Genomic DNA, 13,757 nt, shown 5'->3' on the forward strand with positions numbered 1-13,757 from the left:
ACGGGCCGTCTCAGAACGAGGTGACGGTGACCCGTTCGACGTCCAGGCGGGCGCCCTGGCCCCAGAGGCGGCTGCCCGGCAGGCTCTGCTCGTCCACGAAGGTCTGCGGGGTCGGCGCGCCGGCGGACGGGGCGTAGTAGGTGTCCGGCCGGTCGGTCAGCCGGACCAGGCCCGGTCCGGTGGCGCTGCCGCCGTCCAGGATGGCGAACATCGCGATGCCGCAGGAGAGCTGGCGCGGCGTGACCCTCTCCTCGGTGCCGCCGAGGTCGAGCACCAGGTTGCTCCGGTCGGCCGGGCGGAGGCCGAGGTCGGAGGCCCGGTACACCTCGCGGCCGTCGGCCCGGTAGGAGACGGTGCCCGCGGCGCGGTCGTAGGAGATCGACAGGTCGTGCTTCTGGCCCGGCCACCGGTCGGCCACCGGCACCGCGTAGGAGAACGCGGCGTAGCTGCGGCCGGGCTGCGGGAGGCGCTCGTAGAAGGCGTACAGCTTGCTGTTGGTGACGAAGAAGTCGAAGACCATCAGCGACTCGAAGTCCACCATCGAGACCGCTCCGGCGGACAGCCGCAGGTCGCTCTGCGGGTCGGTGACCGCCGCGCCGAACGGGTGCTGCTCGTTGCCGTAGGTGCGGGCGGCCATCCGGGAGCCGCAGGTGAGCTTCTGGCCCGGCACCGCGTCGAAGCCGGGGTAGCCGGTGGAGGCGGTGTTGTTGGCGTAGGCGTACCACTTGACGTGGTCGGCGGTGCCGGCGCCGCCGGTGTGCTCCTGGCCGGTGGTGTAGGTGAAGGCGGGCTTGCCGGTGAGCGGGTTGCGGCCGCTCGGCGCGACCGTCAGGCCCTGGGCGGAGGTGGTGGGGACGCCGTCGCCGTTCGGCAGGTCGCCGGTGGCGAACAGCTTCCACTTGGCGTCCGGGCCCTCGGACTTGAAGCCGCCCTGGAAGGTGTCCCGGAACTTCAGGTAGCCGGTGGCCGCGGCCTGGTCCTCGCTCGCGCCGCCCACCGCTCCGCCCGCCGCCCCGGCCGGCAGCACGGCCGTGGTCGCCAGCAGGGCGGCCGCCGCCAGACAGCCCACCAGTCCTCGTCGTACGTTCTTCTGCACCATGTCCCGGCTCCCCGTCGGTTCCTGCGTGGTCCGGCCCAGCCTGCCGACGCCGGAGCACGCGCCGACAGGGGCGGCCGGCGACTCCGTCAGCTACTCCGCGCCGACCCCGGCGCACGGGACGGGAGGTGACGATCCGTCAGTCGGTGGAGGTGTGACGGAATCGGCTCCGTCGGCGCTTCTCCTCCTCGGGGGCATCGGTGTGCGGCGGGCGGCCACCGGCCGGACCTGGACGGTGGTCCGCGGTCCTGCGGGCCGGGCCGGCCCCGGACTCCGTCGTGGTGGGCGGGGGCCGGGGCCGGCCCGTGACGCGGGTTCCCTCCCGGTCGGGGTTTCGGACCGGGCCGTTCCGCTGACCGCCGATCATCAAACGATCAACGCCGGGACTCCGGTGTACCGTGGGGCCGCCCGCTCCGGATATCGGGGATAGGACGTGGGCGGAGCGAACAGTGGGGGGACCACATGGCGGAGCGCACCGCCCGGGCCGGGCAGCGCGAGGGGGCACCGGTACCGGCCGTGCCCGGGCACGGCCCGGCCGGGCCGGAGTGGCCGGACCCGGACGAGGGCTTCTGCTTCCAGCTGCTGGGCCCGGTGCGCGGCCGCCTGGACGGCCGCGAGCTGGAGCTCGGGCCCCCGCTGCAGCGGGCGGTGCTGGCCGTCCTGCTGCTGAGGGCGGGCCGGCCCGTCGGCCCCGGGGAGCTGGTCGAGGCGCTCTGGGGACAGTGCCCGCCCGAGCGCGCGGCGGAGGCGCTGCGCCGGTACGTCCGGGGGCTGCGCGCCGTCCTGGAGCCGTCCCGGGCGGGCAGTGCGCCGGGTGCCGTGCTGCGGTCGGTGCCCGACGGTCACGTCCTGGCCGTGGCGCCGGAGACGGTGGACGCGCACCGTTTCGAGCGCCTGCTGACGGAGGCCGCCGGGGCCCGGCGCGCGACGACGCCCCGTGGCCGCCCCGCCGCGGACGGGCCGCGGCCCGAACTGACGCTGAGCCGGGCGCTGGCGGAGTGGAGTGGCACGGCGCTGGCCGGGGTGCCCGGCCCGTACGCCGAGGCGCAGCGCACCCGGCTGACCGAACTGCGGCTGCGCGCCCAGGAGGAGGTGCTGGACTGCCTGCTCGCGGCGGGCCGCCCGGCCGAGGCGGTGGCCGAGCTGCAGACCCTGGCGGCGGCCCACCCGCTGCGCGAGCGGCCCCGGGCGCAGTTGATGCTGGCGCTGTACCGGAGCGGACGGCAGGCCGAGGCGCTCGGGGTGTTCGCCGACGCCCGGCGGCTGCTGCGGGCCGAGCTCGGGGTGGAGCCGGGGGTGCGGCTGGCCGATCTCCAGCGGCGCATCCTGACGGCCGACCCGACCCTGGACGGCCCGGTGCTGGACCGCCCGCCGCTGGACCGCCCGACCCTGGACGTCCCCGGCCCGGAGTGCTCGAACGGGCCGGCCGACCCGCCGGTCCCCCCGGGAGGCGCGGCGCACCTGGGCGGTGCTCCGCGTCCCGCGCCCTCCGTCCCCGCCCCGCGGGGCCCGCTCGGCCGCCCCGCGCCGCCCCGCCGCCCCCTGGCCCTGCGCCCGGCCGCCGCCCCCGGCCTGCCGACGCCCCGTGAACTGACCGCCGACGTGGCCGACTTCACGGGGCGCCGGGAAGCCGTCGAGGAGCTCGACGGCCACCTGCGGCCCGATCCGGACGGCGCGGTGCCGGTCTGCACCGTGACCGGTCCGGGCGGGGTGGGCAAGACCGCCCTGGCGGTGCACGTGGCGCACCGGGTGCAGGAACGTTTCCCGGACGGCCAGCTCCACGCCGACCTGCACGGCTCCGGCACCACCCCGGCCGATGCCGGGGCGGTGCTGGCGGGCTTCCTGCGGACCCTGGGCACCCCGCCCGCCTCGATCCCGGAGGACGTGGACCAACGGGCGGCGCTCTACCGGTCGTTGCTGGCCGGACGCCGGGTGCTGGTGGTGCTGGACGACGCCCGGGGCGCCGGGCAGATCGGTCCGCTGCTGCCGGCCGGGGCCGGCTGCGCGGTGCTGGTCACCAGCCGGGCGCGGTCGCTGCGGCCGCCCGGCGCACGGCAGTTCGAGCTGGCGGCGCTGCCGCCCGGGGAGGCGGTGGAGCTGCTGGCGGCGGTGGCCGGCCAGCAGCGGGTGACGGCCGAGCCGCGGGCCTCCCGCGAACTGACCGAGCTCTGCGGCCGCCTGCCGCTGGCGGTGCGGATCGCGGCCGGCCGGCTGGAGCGGGACGGCACCGGGCCGTCGGTGGCCGAGCTGGCGGAGCGGCTGCGGGCGGCGCACCGCTGGCCGGGCGAGCCGAGGACCGGCGGCGGCCCCGCCCTGGAGGCGGTGCTGGAGCTGGGCCTGTCCGAGCTGGCGGCCGGACCGGCCCGGGCCTTCCGGCTGGCGGCCGTCGCCGAGGCGGTCGAGCTGCCGCTGGACGCGCTCGCCGCCCTGCTCGGGCACGACCCGGAGGAGACCGAGGACCTGGCCGAACTCCTGGTGGAAGCCGGGCTGTTGGAGCCGTACGGCTCGGGCAGCTACCGCTACCACGACCTGTTGCGGCAGTACGCCCGGCGGCTGTCCGAGCAGCTGGACCCGGTCGAGGACCGGCAGGCCGCGCTGGCCCGGCTGCTCGACCACCTGCTGGCCACCACCGTGAACGCCGGCCGGCTGATCGAGCCGGACCACGCGCTGCACCACGGCCTGCACCCCACCGAGGGCCCGGGGCTGCCGCTGGCCGACGCGGCGGCGGCCCGGCGCTGGCTGCGCGAGCGGCACGCCCTGCTGGCCGGGACGGTGGAGCGGGCGCTGCGCGAACTCCCCTCGGGCGCCCGGGCCGCGGTGGACCTGCTGCTGGTCTGGTACGGCCTGGTCGAGGGGCCGGCCCACCGTCAGGAGTTCCAGCGGCTGATCGAACTGGCGGCCGGGGCGGCCTGGGAGCAGGACACGCCCGCCGCCGAGGGCCGGGCGCACTACCTGGCCGGGGTGCTGCACTACGGCACCGACGCCTACGGGGTGGCGGAGCGTCAGCTGGTCCGGAGCCTGGAGCTGGCCGAACGGGCCCGCGACACGGTCGGCCGGCACCTGGCGGCGAACGCCCTCGGAGTGCTCCGACTGGCCACCGGCCGGCCCGAGCAGGCCCTCGAACTCCTGCTGAAGGCACGGGAGTTGGCCGAGCGGACCGGGGACCGCGGCAGCGCCGCCCGGGTGCTCTCGGCGATCTCCCGGGTCCGGCTGGCGCTGGGCGACCCGGAACGGGCGGTGGCGGACGCCGACCGGGCCGTCCGGGACGCCCGGGAGGTGGCCGACGGCGCCGGGCTGGCCCGGGTGCTCTACCAGTACGGCTGCGTACTGCGGCAGGCCGGCGAACCGGCGGCTGCGGCCGAGCGGCTGACCGAGGCACTGGAGCTGTTCCGCTCGCACGGCACCGGCGACTGGGAGGGCCTGACCCTGGCCCGGCTGGCCGAGTGCCGCCTCGACCAGGGCCGCCCGGAGGCGGTCGGGCTGGCCGCCCGCGCACTGGAGATCACCGAGGAGGTCGGCCGCACCTACGGCCAGGCCCTGGCCCAGACCGTGCTCGGCCGGGCCACCGGGGACCGCGGCCGGCTGTACGCCGCCCTGGCCCTCTTCGACCGGCTCGGCGCCCCCGAGGCCAAGGCCGTCCGCGAGTTGCTGGCCACCCCTCCCGAGGGCCACTACCCGGCCTGACCTGCACGGACGCATCGCACGGACGCCTTCCGAGCCGGTCCGCGAGGCCGTATGCACCAGGTGTATACATCGTGTGTATAGTCAGCCCCATGACCTCCCCTGCCACGCTTCTCTCCGCTCGCGGGCTGGCCAAGGCCTTCGGCCCCACCCACGCCCTCAGCGACGCCTCGGTCACCGTCGGGGCCGGCGAGATCCTCGCCGTGATGGGCCCCTCGGGCTCCGGCAAGTCCACCCTGCTGCACTGCCTGGCCGGGATCACCCGCCCCGACACCGGCTCGGTCAGCCACCGGGGCCGCGAGCTGACCGGCCGCAGCGACGCCGAGCTGAGCGAGCTGCGCCGCACCGAGTTCGGCTTCCTGTTCCAGTTCGGCCAGCTGGTACCGGAGTTGAGCTGCCTGGAGAACGTCGCCCTGCCGCTGCGGCTGAACGGCGTCCGCCGGGCGGCCGCCGAACAGGAGGCCGCCGAGTGGCTGGAGCGCCTCCAGGTCGCCGAGCTGGCCGCCAAGCGGCCCGGCGAGGTCTCCGGCGGGCAGGGCCAACGGGTCGGCGTGGCACGGGCGCTGATCACCCGTCCGTCGGTGGTCTTCGCCGACGAGCCGACCGGCGCACTGGACTCGCTCAACGGCGAGCGGGTGATGTCCCTGCTGGCCTCGGCCGCCAAGGAGACCGGCGCCGCCGTGGTGCTGGTCACCCACGAGCCCCGGGTGGCCGCCTACGCCGACCGCGAGATCGTGGTCCGGGACGGCCGCACCACCGACCTGGAGACCGCCGCGTGAACAGCACCACCACTCCCCCGGAGCGGCCCGGCCGCCTGCGCGCCGGCGCGCAGCTGGCACTCGGCGCCCGGCTCGCGCTGGGCAGCGGACGGGAGGGCCGGGGCCGCCTGCTGCTGACCGCCGCCGGGGTCGCCCTCGGCGTGGCGCTGCTCTTCTTCACCGCCTCCTTTCCCGGCATCGTCGAGCACCGGAACCAGCGGCTGTACGTCCAGAACGACACCTTCGGGGACGACGGGATCACCGCCCCCACCGACCGCAGCGTGCTCCTCGCCGAGGCCGACACCACCTTCGACGGTGCCCCCGTCCGGGGCCGGGTGGTGCAGCGCGAAGGCGCCCGCGCCGCCCTCCCCCCGGGCCTGGCCGCGTTCCCGGAGCCGGGCCGGATGGCCGTCTCGCCCGCGCTCGGCCGACTGCTCGCCGAGCCCGGCAGCGAACTGCTCCGGGAGCGGCTGCCCTACCCGGTGACCGGCACCATCGGCCCGGACGGCCTGCTCGGCCCCGGCCAGTACGCCTTCGCGCTCGGCTCCGACACGCTGACCGTGGACGGCGGCGCCCTGCGGGTCGAGCGGTACGGGTACTCCGCCCCGGCCAAGCCGATGGACTCCCGGCTGGTGCTGCTCAACGTGGTCGGCCTGATCGTGATGCTGGCCCCGGTCGGCGTCTTCCTGGCCGCCGCCGCCCGCTTCGGCGGCGAGCGCCGGGACCGCCGGCTGGCCGCGCTCCGGCTGGCCGGGGCGGACCGGCGGATGACCGCCTGGTTCGCGGCCGGCGAGTCACTGGTCGGCTCGGTGCTGGGGCTGGCCCTCGGCCTGCTGCTCTTCCTGAGCTGCCGTCAGCTGGTGGAGGAGGTCACCGTGGCGGGCTTCAGCTTCTACGCCGGGGACATCTCCCCGCACCCGGCGATCGCCCTCGCGGTCGCCCTGGCGGTGCCCGCGCTCGCGGTGCTGGTGACGCTCAGCGCGATGCGCCGCGTCACGGTGGACCCGCTGGGCGTGGTCCGGCGCACCGGCCGGGAGCGGCGGCGGATCTGGTGGCGGCTGTCGCTGGCCGCCCTCGGCCTGCTGGTGACCGCCGGGGCGATGATGCTGCCCGGGCCGACCGGCCCGGGCCACTTCGACCGCGACGGCCTGCTCAACCCCGTGCAGAGCACCTTCGGCTCGTTGCTGGTCTCCTTCGGCGTGCTGCTGATGCTGCTGGCCGTCTGCACCCTGCTGCCCTGGCTGGTCGAGGCGCTCATCCGCCGGGCCCACGGAGGGCCGCTCTCCTGGCAGTTGGCGGTCCGCCGGCTCCAGCTGGGCGCCGGCCCGGCGGCCACCGCGGTCAGCGGCGTGGTGGTCACGGTGGCGGGGGCGATCGCCCTGCAGACCCTGTTCTTCGGGGTCAGCGGCGCCTTCACGGCGCGCCAGCCGGCCAACCGGGACTTCGTCTACCAGCACACCGTGGACTTCCCCGGCGCGGCCGCCCGCTCCCAGGAACTGGCCGAGCGGCTCGCCCGCTCGACCGGGGTGGCCAGGACCGCGGGCTTCACCGAGTTCCCGCTCTACGGCCCGCCCGGCCGCGAGTGGGACGGCGGCGAGGTCCGGGTGGCCGGCTGCGCGGTGCTGGCCGAGTTCGCCACCCTGCCCTCCTGCCAGGACGGCGACGCCTTCCTGACCGGCCCGACCGGCGTCGGCCGCCCGGAGGCCGGATCGGCACTGGAGCCCGGCGCCAAGGTCCGGGCGATGACCTTCCACGGGGACGGACAGGCCCCCGAGTGGACCGTGCCGCCGATCACCGCGACCGTACCGAGCAGGGTCGGCGTCAACCCGGACGACGTGTACCAGCCGGGCGGCACCCTGCTGCTCACCCCCGGCGCGGCCCCGGCCGGCATCCTGCGCGGCCAGCCCGCGACCGTGCTGGTCGCGATGGACCCCTCGGTGGCCGACCCGCTGGCCCGGCTGACCACCGACGCCATGGTGATCTCCCCGCAGGCCGAGACCGGCCACCCGCTGGCGGCCGAGCGCGACCCGACCTACCTGGCCGTCAAGCGGGTGCTCACCGCCGGAGCCGGGCTGACCCTGCTGCTGGTCGCGGTCAGCCTGCTGGTCGGCCAGTTGGAGCGGCTGCGCGAGCAGCGCCGGATCCTCGGGGTGCTGTACGCCTTCGGCACCCGGCGCCGGGTGCTGGCCGCCTCGGTGCTCTGGCAGACCGCCATCCCGATGGCACTCGGCCTCGCCCTGGCCGCCCTCGCCGGGCTGGGCATGGGCGCGCTGCTCCAGTACACCGCCGGGGTGGAGTTCCTGATGGACTGGGGCTCCATGCTGGCCCTGACCGGCTGCGCGGCGGCCGCGGTGCTGCTGGTCACGGCAGCCGGCCTGCCCTCCGTGGTCCGGCTGGTCCGGCCCAGCGCGCTGCGGCACGAGTAAGAAATGGGGACGTACGTGGTTACACCGGGGGCGCGAGGAACTGCGCGGGTCCGGCAGGCGAACCAGCGCTCGGCGTAGGTGGTTACACCGGGGGCGCGAGGAACTGCGCGCAGGGGAACGGCAGCACCTGCAACTGGCTGACGGTGGGTCAGTTGCCGGTGGGCCGCCTTCCGACCCGCGCAGTTCCCCGCGCCCCCGGTGTAGCCACTCTCGCCGGCCCGGCCCTGCGCGGCGGACCCGCAGAGCCCCCGGGGTGACCAATTTCCCGGGCCCCGCCCGATCCGGAGGAGGATCAGCTCTCCAGGGCGAGCAGTTCCTCGACGGTCTGGCGGCGGCGGATCAGCCGGGTCTCCGCGCCGTCCACCAGCACCTCGGGGATCAGCGGGCGGCTGTTGTAGTTGGAGGACATGCTCGCCCCGTACGCCCCGGCGTCGTGGAAGACCGCCAGGTCGCCGACCTCCACCGGGGGCATCGGCACCGGGAGCACGTCCCCGCCCGGTGCCTGGGTGAAGACGTCGCCGGACTCGCAGAGCGGGCCGGCCAGCACGGTGTCGACCGCCGGGGCGGTCAGCGGGGCGCCGTCCCGGATCACGCTGACCCGGTGCGCGCTGCCGTACATCGCGGGCCGCATCAGGTCGTTGAAGCCCGCGTCCACCAGCACGAAGTGGTTGGAGCCGACCGGCTTGTGGGCCCGTACCTCGGCCGCCAGTACTCCGGAGTTCGCGACCAGGAAGCGGCCGGGCTCGATCTCCAGCCGGACGGGGTGGCCGAGTTCGGCGGCCAGCTCCTGCCGGGCCGCGTCCCAGATCCGGAAGTACCGCTCGGTGTCCACCTCGGGCTCGCCCGGGGTGTACGGCACCGAGAGCCCGCCGCCGGCCGAGATCGCCCGGACGTCCCGCCCGGCCAGCCGGACCTGCTTGACCATGGTCTCGCAGACCGCCTCCAGGTGGCCGTAGTCCACCCCGGAGCCGATGTGCATGTGGAAGCCGGTCAGGTCCAGCCCGTGACGGTCCACCAGCTCCAGCGCCTCGGCCAGGTGTTCGTGCCAGATGCCGTGCTTGCTCTGCTCTCCCCCGGTGTTGGTCTTGCGGCTGTGGCCGTGCCCGAAGCCGGGGTTGATCCGTATCCAGACGCGGTGGCCCGGGGAGGCCTGGCCCAGTTGGTCGAGCATCTGCGGGGAGCCCGCGTTGACCGGCACGCCCAGCTCGACCACCCGGCGCAGGGTGGCCCGGTCCAGCAGGTCGGCGGTGAAGACCACCGGCTCGTCCTCGCCGTGCGGCTCGTACCCCGCCCGCAGCGCGCGCTCCAGTTCGCCCAGCGAGACCGAGTCGACCGCCACGCCCTGCTCCCGCATGAGCCGCAGCAGGTGGGTGTTGGAGTTGGCCTTCTGCGCGTACCGGACGGTGTCGAAGCTCCGGAGCTTGGCGATCTGGCCCCGGACGGTCTCCGCGTCGTAGATCCAGACCGGGGTGCCGTGCTCCTCGGCGACGGCGGCGATCCGGTCGGCGGCGACGACCGTCCGCTCGGAGTGGGCAGGGCTGGTCATCACTGGCTCCCGGTGGGCGAGGTGGTGACCGATCCTGCTCGATCCGCCACCGGGCCCGCAGAGTTGTCCACCAGGTGAACCGCTTTTCGGACGGCGCTTCCCGGAAGACCGCGGGGCCCGGCGGGGTTGGAGGTGTCCATGCGAGAGATCTGTGTGATCGGCGGGAGCCGGTACTTCGGCCGGCGGGTGGTGGAGCTGCTCCGGGACGGCGGCGCCCGGGTGACCCTGGTGAACCGGGGATCGGCCGGGGCCCCGCCGGGGGTACGGCACGTCCTGGCCGACCGGGACGACGAGGCCGGGCTGGCCGCGGCGCTGGGCGGCGCCTCCTTCGACGTGGTGCTGGACCAGGTGCTCTACCGGCCCGAGCAGGCCGAGGCGGCGCTGCGGGTGTTCGGCGGCCGGGCCGGCCGGTACCTGATGACCTCCACCTGCGAGGTCTACGACCAGGTCCACGGCGTGCCCGGGAAGCCGCTGGCGGAGCGGGAGTTCGACGCGGCGGCCTGGCCGGGCGCGGAGCCCGTCGGCGACGGCTACGCCGAGGGCAAGCGGCGGGCCGAGGCGGTGCTGGCCCGGCAGACCGGGCTGCCGTACGCGGCGGTGCGCACCGCGCACGTCCTGGGCGGCGGCGCGGCCGACTTCACCGGACGGCTGGCGCACTACGCGCGGCGGATGCGTGCGGGCGAGGAGATCGCCGTGCACCGCCCGGCCGCCCCGGCCACCTTCGCCGAGTACGGCGAGATCGCCGGCTTCCTGGCCTGGGCGGCGGAGCAGGACTTCACCGGCCCGGTGAACGCCTGCTCCGGCGGCGAGGCGGACGTCTTCGAGCTCTGCGCCCTGCTGGAGCGGCACGGCCTGCCCGCCGCCCGCTTCGCCGAGCTCCCCGAGACCTCGCCGTTCTCCTTCGGGCACTACTACGGGATGGACAACTCCCGGGCCCGCGAACTCGGTCACGACTTCTCCGAGCTGACGGACTGGCTGCCCCGGGTGGTCGGCGAGGCGGTGTGACGGCCGGGGCCCGACCCCCCACGGGCCGGGCCCCGACCTCGGGGCCGTCTCCCCGGCCCCACCGAGGAGACGACCGGGCATCAGGGCAGGTACGCGATGCCCAGCTTGGTGATCCGCCAGCGCTGCTCGGCGGCGCCGGTGGCGGTGGCCAGCTCGACGACCCGGTTGCCCTGGGGGTCCTTGGCGGTGGAGAGCGCCATCACCTTGGACGGGTCGGCGGGGGAGGCGAGTTCGTAGCCCCCGGCGGAGGCGGGGCGGAACAGCCAGCGCTGGTTGTCGCCACCGTGGCAGCCCCACTGGACCAGCCGGGTGCCGGGGGCGGTGGAGCCGCCGGTGGCGTCCAGGCACATGGACTCGTTGCCGCTGAAGGCCAGCGAGAAGCCGCCCGCGGGGCGGGAGTTGAGCACGAAGGACTGGTTCAGCCCGCCGGTCGCCCGGTAGCCGATCGCGGCCCGCCCGTTGGTGGAGTCGCCGTAGGTGCCGCCCCCGGCGATGTCCAGCACCTGCCCGGTGGCCAGGTTGGTGAGCTGGTACCAGGAGCCCGCCTCGGGCCGGTCGGGGAAGGGCTGACCAGGTGTCAGCGGGACGATCGAGGTGGTGTTCTGCGGGTTGAGGGTGCAGAACGCCTCGGTGAGCTCCGGCCGTTGGTAGAACTGGCCGAGGCAGACGCCCTCGCCGCGGTAGCCCGCGACCCGCAGGTGGTAGGACTGCCGCACCATGTTCATGCAGACGCCCGGGATGCCGATCTCGTGGTCGCAGCCGTTGCGCTCCCGCTCGGAGAGGTCGATCACGTCGCCGTTGGTGTACTCGTACGGCGAGCTGGTCCAGCCCGCGCAGACCTCGTGACCGTAGGAGACCCGGCGCTGGTCCAGGTAGCGCACGCCCGGCACCCGGGAGGCCGCCTCGCGCAGCGCGTCGCTCAGCGTGGGCACCACCCAGTTGTGCCCCCAGGCGAGGTCCTCGGGGAAGGCCGGGCAGCCGTCGGCCACCTTGCCGACGTAGTCGTTGCGCCGGATGTCCGGGGTGATCGGGGTGAAGTAGGACTGGTACACCAACTGGTAGGCGGAGTCGGCGTACCCGGCCGCCCGCATGGTGTTGCGCACGCCGGTGAGCGCGGCCACCACCTTGGGCTTGACCCGCTCGGCCCGGGCGGTGATCGCGTCGCTGCCGATGGTGTCCCGGCAGCCCTTGTCCTTGGGGATCGGGAAGTACTGCTCCAGGCAGCTCATCATGATCCCGCTGAAGTCGAAGTCGTCGTTGGCGCCGATCGTGACGACCACCATCTTGACGTCGTACTGGGCCGCGGTGCGGGCGAGTTGGACGTCCTGCTTCTCCTCGCCGAAGTCCCCGCTGCCGGGGCCGGTGATCCTGGCCAGCTCGGGGTCGCTGACCAGGTCGCCGGTCTGCGCGCCGGAGCAGGCCAGGTTGACCGGGGTGACGCCGGGGATGTCGGTGACGAAGATCTCCGACTTCCCGTGCCGGTGGCAGTAGTTGGTGGGGGTGTCGGTGCCGGGGGTGTAGGCGTCGTTGGTGTCCGTCCCGGCGCCCTCGCCGGAGATGGCGCTGTCGCCGAGGGCGACGATGGCGGCCGGCTTGGCGCCGACCGGGGCGGCGGGCGCGGCGGTGGCGGTGGGGACGCCCGCCGCGAGGGTGGCCAGCAGCCCCGCTGCGGCCAGCAGGGCGGTACGGCGTGGTGAGCTGAGCACGCGTGACTCCTGGAAGGTGGGGGACCGGAGTTGGTGCGTGGTGCAGGCCCGGAAAAGGTGAGCCCGGCTCACATGCTAGGTACTGACAGGTAACGCAACAAGCCTCGTGCACACGGCGGTTGAACGACGCGGAGCCGCCGCCCACCGCCTCAGGAGGGGAGGCGGGGACGGCGGCTCGGGTACGGCGGAATCGACCGAGAGGCGACCGACGCGTGGGGCGTCAGGCGCTGTTCGGGTACAACTCAGGTGCTACGCGGCTGAATTCAGCCGACGTTCGCGCAGGAGTTGCCGAACGCCGGGTTCAGGGCGCCGATCACGTTGACCGAGTTGCCGCAGAGGTTGACCGGAACGTGAACCGGGACCTGGACGGAGTTGCCGGAGATGACACCGGGGGAACCCGCGGTGACGCCCTCGGCGGAGCTGCTCGCCAGCGCGGTGCCCGCACCGGCCGCGACGATGCCGACAACAGCGGCGCCGACGGTGGCGACCTTCTTGACGCTCATGTGAGTCTCCTCGTAGATCAGTTCTTCCAGGTGCCGTACCAACAGCGGACGAGCATGGAAGCGCACGGGCGTGCGTCGACTCCAACGAGCCCTGGCCGGACGGGTTGCGCGCTGCTCCCGACATTCACCCACTTGCAGCAGTGGCGGCATTCGGGTGATCTCCCGCACCGCTCGGATCCGCCCGTTTCCCCCTGGACGCTGCGTCGTTCTTCCTGGCGAAACAGGCTCCACACCGAAGCATCGAACCACCGCAAGGAATGGGACTCGCACCATGCGCAAGCTCGCCTACGGCACCCTCGGCACCGCCGCCACCGCGGCCCTGCTGCTGAGCGGCGCCGCTGCCGCCGCCGCCCACGGCCACGGTCACGGCCACACCAGCGGCGCCTCGGCGGAGTCCGTCGTGGCGGGCTCGCCCGGTGTGCTCTCCGGCAACAACGTGCAGGTCCCGATCCACATCCCGGTCAACCTGTGCGGCAACACCGTGGACGTGGTCGGCCTGCTCAACCCGGCCTTCGGCAACTCCTGCCTGAACGCCTGAGACTGACGGCCAGTCAGCTCTCCTGACTTCCAGGTGGGGCAATTCGAACCCTCCTGGGCGCGCCGCGATTGCGTCCGGTTCTCGACCGTGCGAGAACTGATGACGGGGGCGGCGTGAACGAAGCGGCCGCGCGGAACCGCCCAAGCCACGGGCGACGCACAGGACTTGGGCCGCTATTGCGACACCACACGGTACACCCCCCAATTCTCGGGCGACATTCCCGCTCGCCCGCTCAAACGGAGGATTTCCCATGCGTAGCTTCAAGAAGGCTGCTGTCCTTTCCGTCGCCGCGGCCGGCCTGGTGCTCGGCTCCGCCGGTGGCGCGTTCGCCAGCTCCGAGGCCGAGGCCGTCGTGGCCGGCTCCCCGGGCGTGCTCTCGGGCAACAACGTCCAGGTCCCGATCCACATCCCGGTCAACGTCTGCGGCAACACCGTGAACGTGATCGCCCTGCTGAACCCGTCGTTCGGCAACTCCTGCGCCAACGTTGACGCCCCGCC

At 74.8% G+C, this 13,757-nt stretch carries 10 protein-coding genes; 6 read left to right on the top strand and 4 right to left on the bottom strand.

Features of this window, described 5'->3' with window-relative positions; genetic code table 11:
• Positions 1-10 precede the first annotated feature (10 nt).
• Positions 11-1,099, bottom strand: coding sequence for a DUF6081 family protein (locus ACIA8O_RS28890; protein WP_396296897.1), 1,089 nt, complete (start codon positions 1,097-1,099; stop codon positions 11-13).
• Positions 1,100-1,558: 459 nt separating this feature from the next.
• On the opposite strand from ACIA8O_RS28890, the gene ACIA8O_RS28895 reads away from it, so the two are divergent.
• From ACIA8O_RS28895 to ACIA8O_RS28905, 3 genes are all read left to right on the top strand, one after another.
• Positions 1,559-4,780, top strand: a complete 3,222-nt coding sequence (locus ACIA8O_RS28895; RefSeq protein WP_396296898.1) for an AfsR/SARP family transcriptional regulator — start codon at positions 1,559-1,561, stop codon at positions 4,778-4,780.
• 89 nt (positions 4,781-4,869) lie between these two features.
• Entirely contained in the window at positions 4,870-5,556 is a 687-nt protein-coding gene (locus ACIA8O_RS28900; protein ID WP_396296899.1) for an ABC transporter ATP-binding protein, read from the top strand.
• On the top strand, positions 5,553-7,961 hold the full coding sequence (locus ACIA8O_RS28905; protein ID WP_396296900.1) for an FtsX-like permease family protein: 2,409 nt from the start codon (positions 5,553-5,555) through the stop codon (positions 7,959-7,961). Before ACIA8O_RS28900 ends, ACIA8O_RS28905 begins: the two co-directional genes overlap by 4 nt.
• Before the next feature lie 292 nt (positions 7,962-8,253).
• Here the strand turns inward: ACIA8O_RS28905 and lysA are convergent, their stop codons facing one another.
• On the bottom strand, positions 8,254-9,507 hold the full coding sequence (gene lysA, locus ACIA8O_RS28910) for a diaminopimelate decarboxylase (RefSeq protein WP_396296901.1): 1,254 nt from the start codon (positions 9,505-9,507) through the stop codon (positions 8,254-8,256).
• A gap of 138 nt (positions 9,508-9,645) precedes the next feature.
• Between lysA and ACIA8O_RS28915 the strand changes: the two genes are divergently transcribed.
• The gene (locus tag ACIA8O_RS28915) at positions 9,646-10,512 is read left to right on the top strand and encodes a reductase (protein ID WP_396296902.1); all 867 of its coding nucleotides are present in this window, start codon (positions 9,646-9,648) and stop codon (positions 10,510-10,512) included.
• Positions 10,513-10,592: 80 nt separating this feature from the next.
• Here the strand turns inward: ACIA8O_RS28915 and ACIA8O_RS28920 are convergent, their stop codons facing one another.
• Positions 10,593-12,218, bottom strand: coding sequence for an RICIN domain-containing protein (locus ACIA8O_RS28920; protein WP_396296903.1), 1,626 nt, complete (start codon positions 12,216-12,218; stop codon positions 10,593-10,595).
• Positions 12,219-12,481: 263 nt separating this feature from the next.
• Complete coding sequence (locus tag ACIA8O_RS28925; RefSeq protein ID WP_396296904.1) at positions 12,482-12,721, bottom strand: chaplin; 240 nt, start codon at positions 12,719-12,721, stop codon at positions 12,482-12,484.
• 271 nt (positions 12,722-12,992) lie between these two features.
• Here ACIA8O_RS28925 and ACIA8O_RS28930 point away from each other — a divergent pair, with 271 nt between their 5' ends.
• The gene (locus ACIA8O_RS28930) at positions 12,993-13,259 is read left to right on the top strand and encodes a chaplin (protein WP_396296905.1); all 267 of its coding nucleotides are present in this window, start codon (positions 12,993-12,995) and stop codon (positions 13,257-13,259) included.
• A gap of 250 nt (positions 13,260-13,509) precedes the next feature.
• Positions 13,510-13,757: chaplin (locus ACIA8O_RS28935; RefSeq protein ID WP_396296906.1), on the top strand; the 248-nt coding region annotated here is incomplete at its 3' end.

Source organism: Kitasatospora sp. NPDC051853 (assembly GCF_044452665.1).
Lineage (GTDB): Bacteria > Actinomycetota > Actinomycetes > Streptomycetales > Streptomycetaceae > Kitasatospora.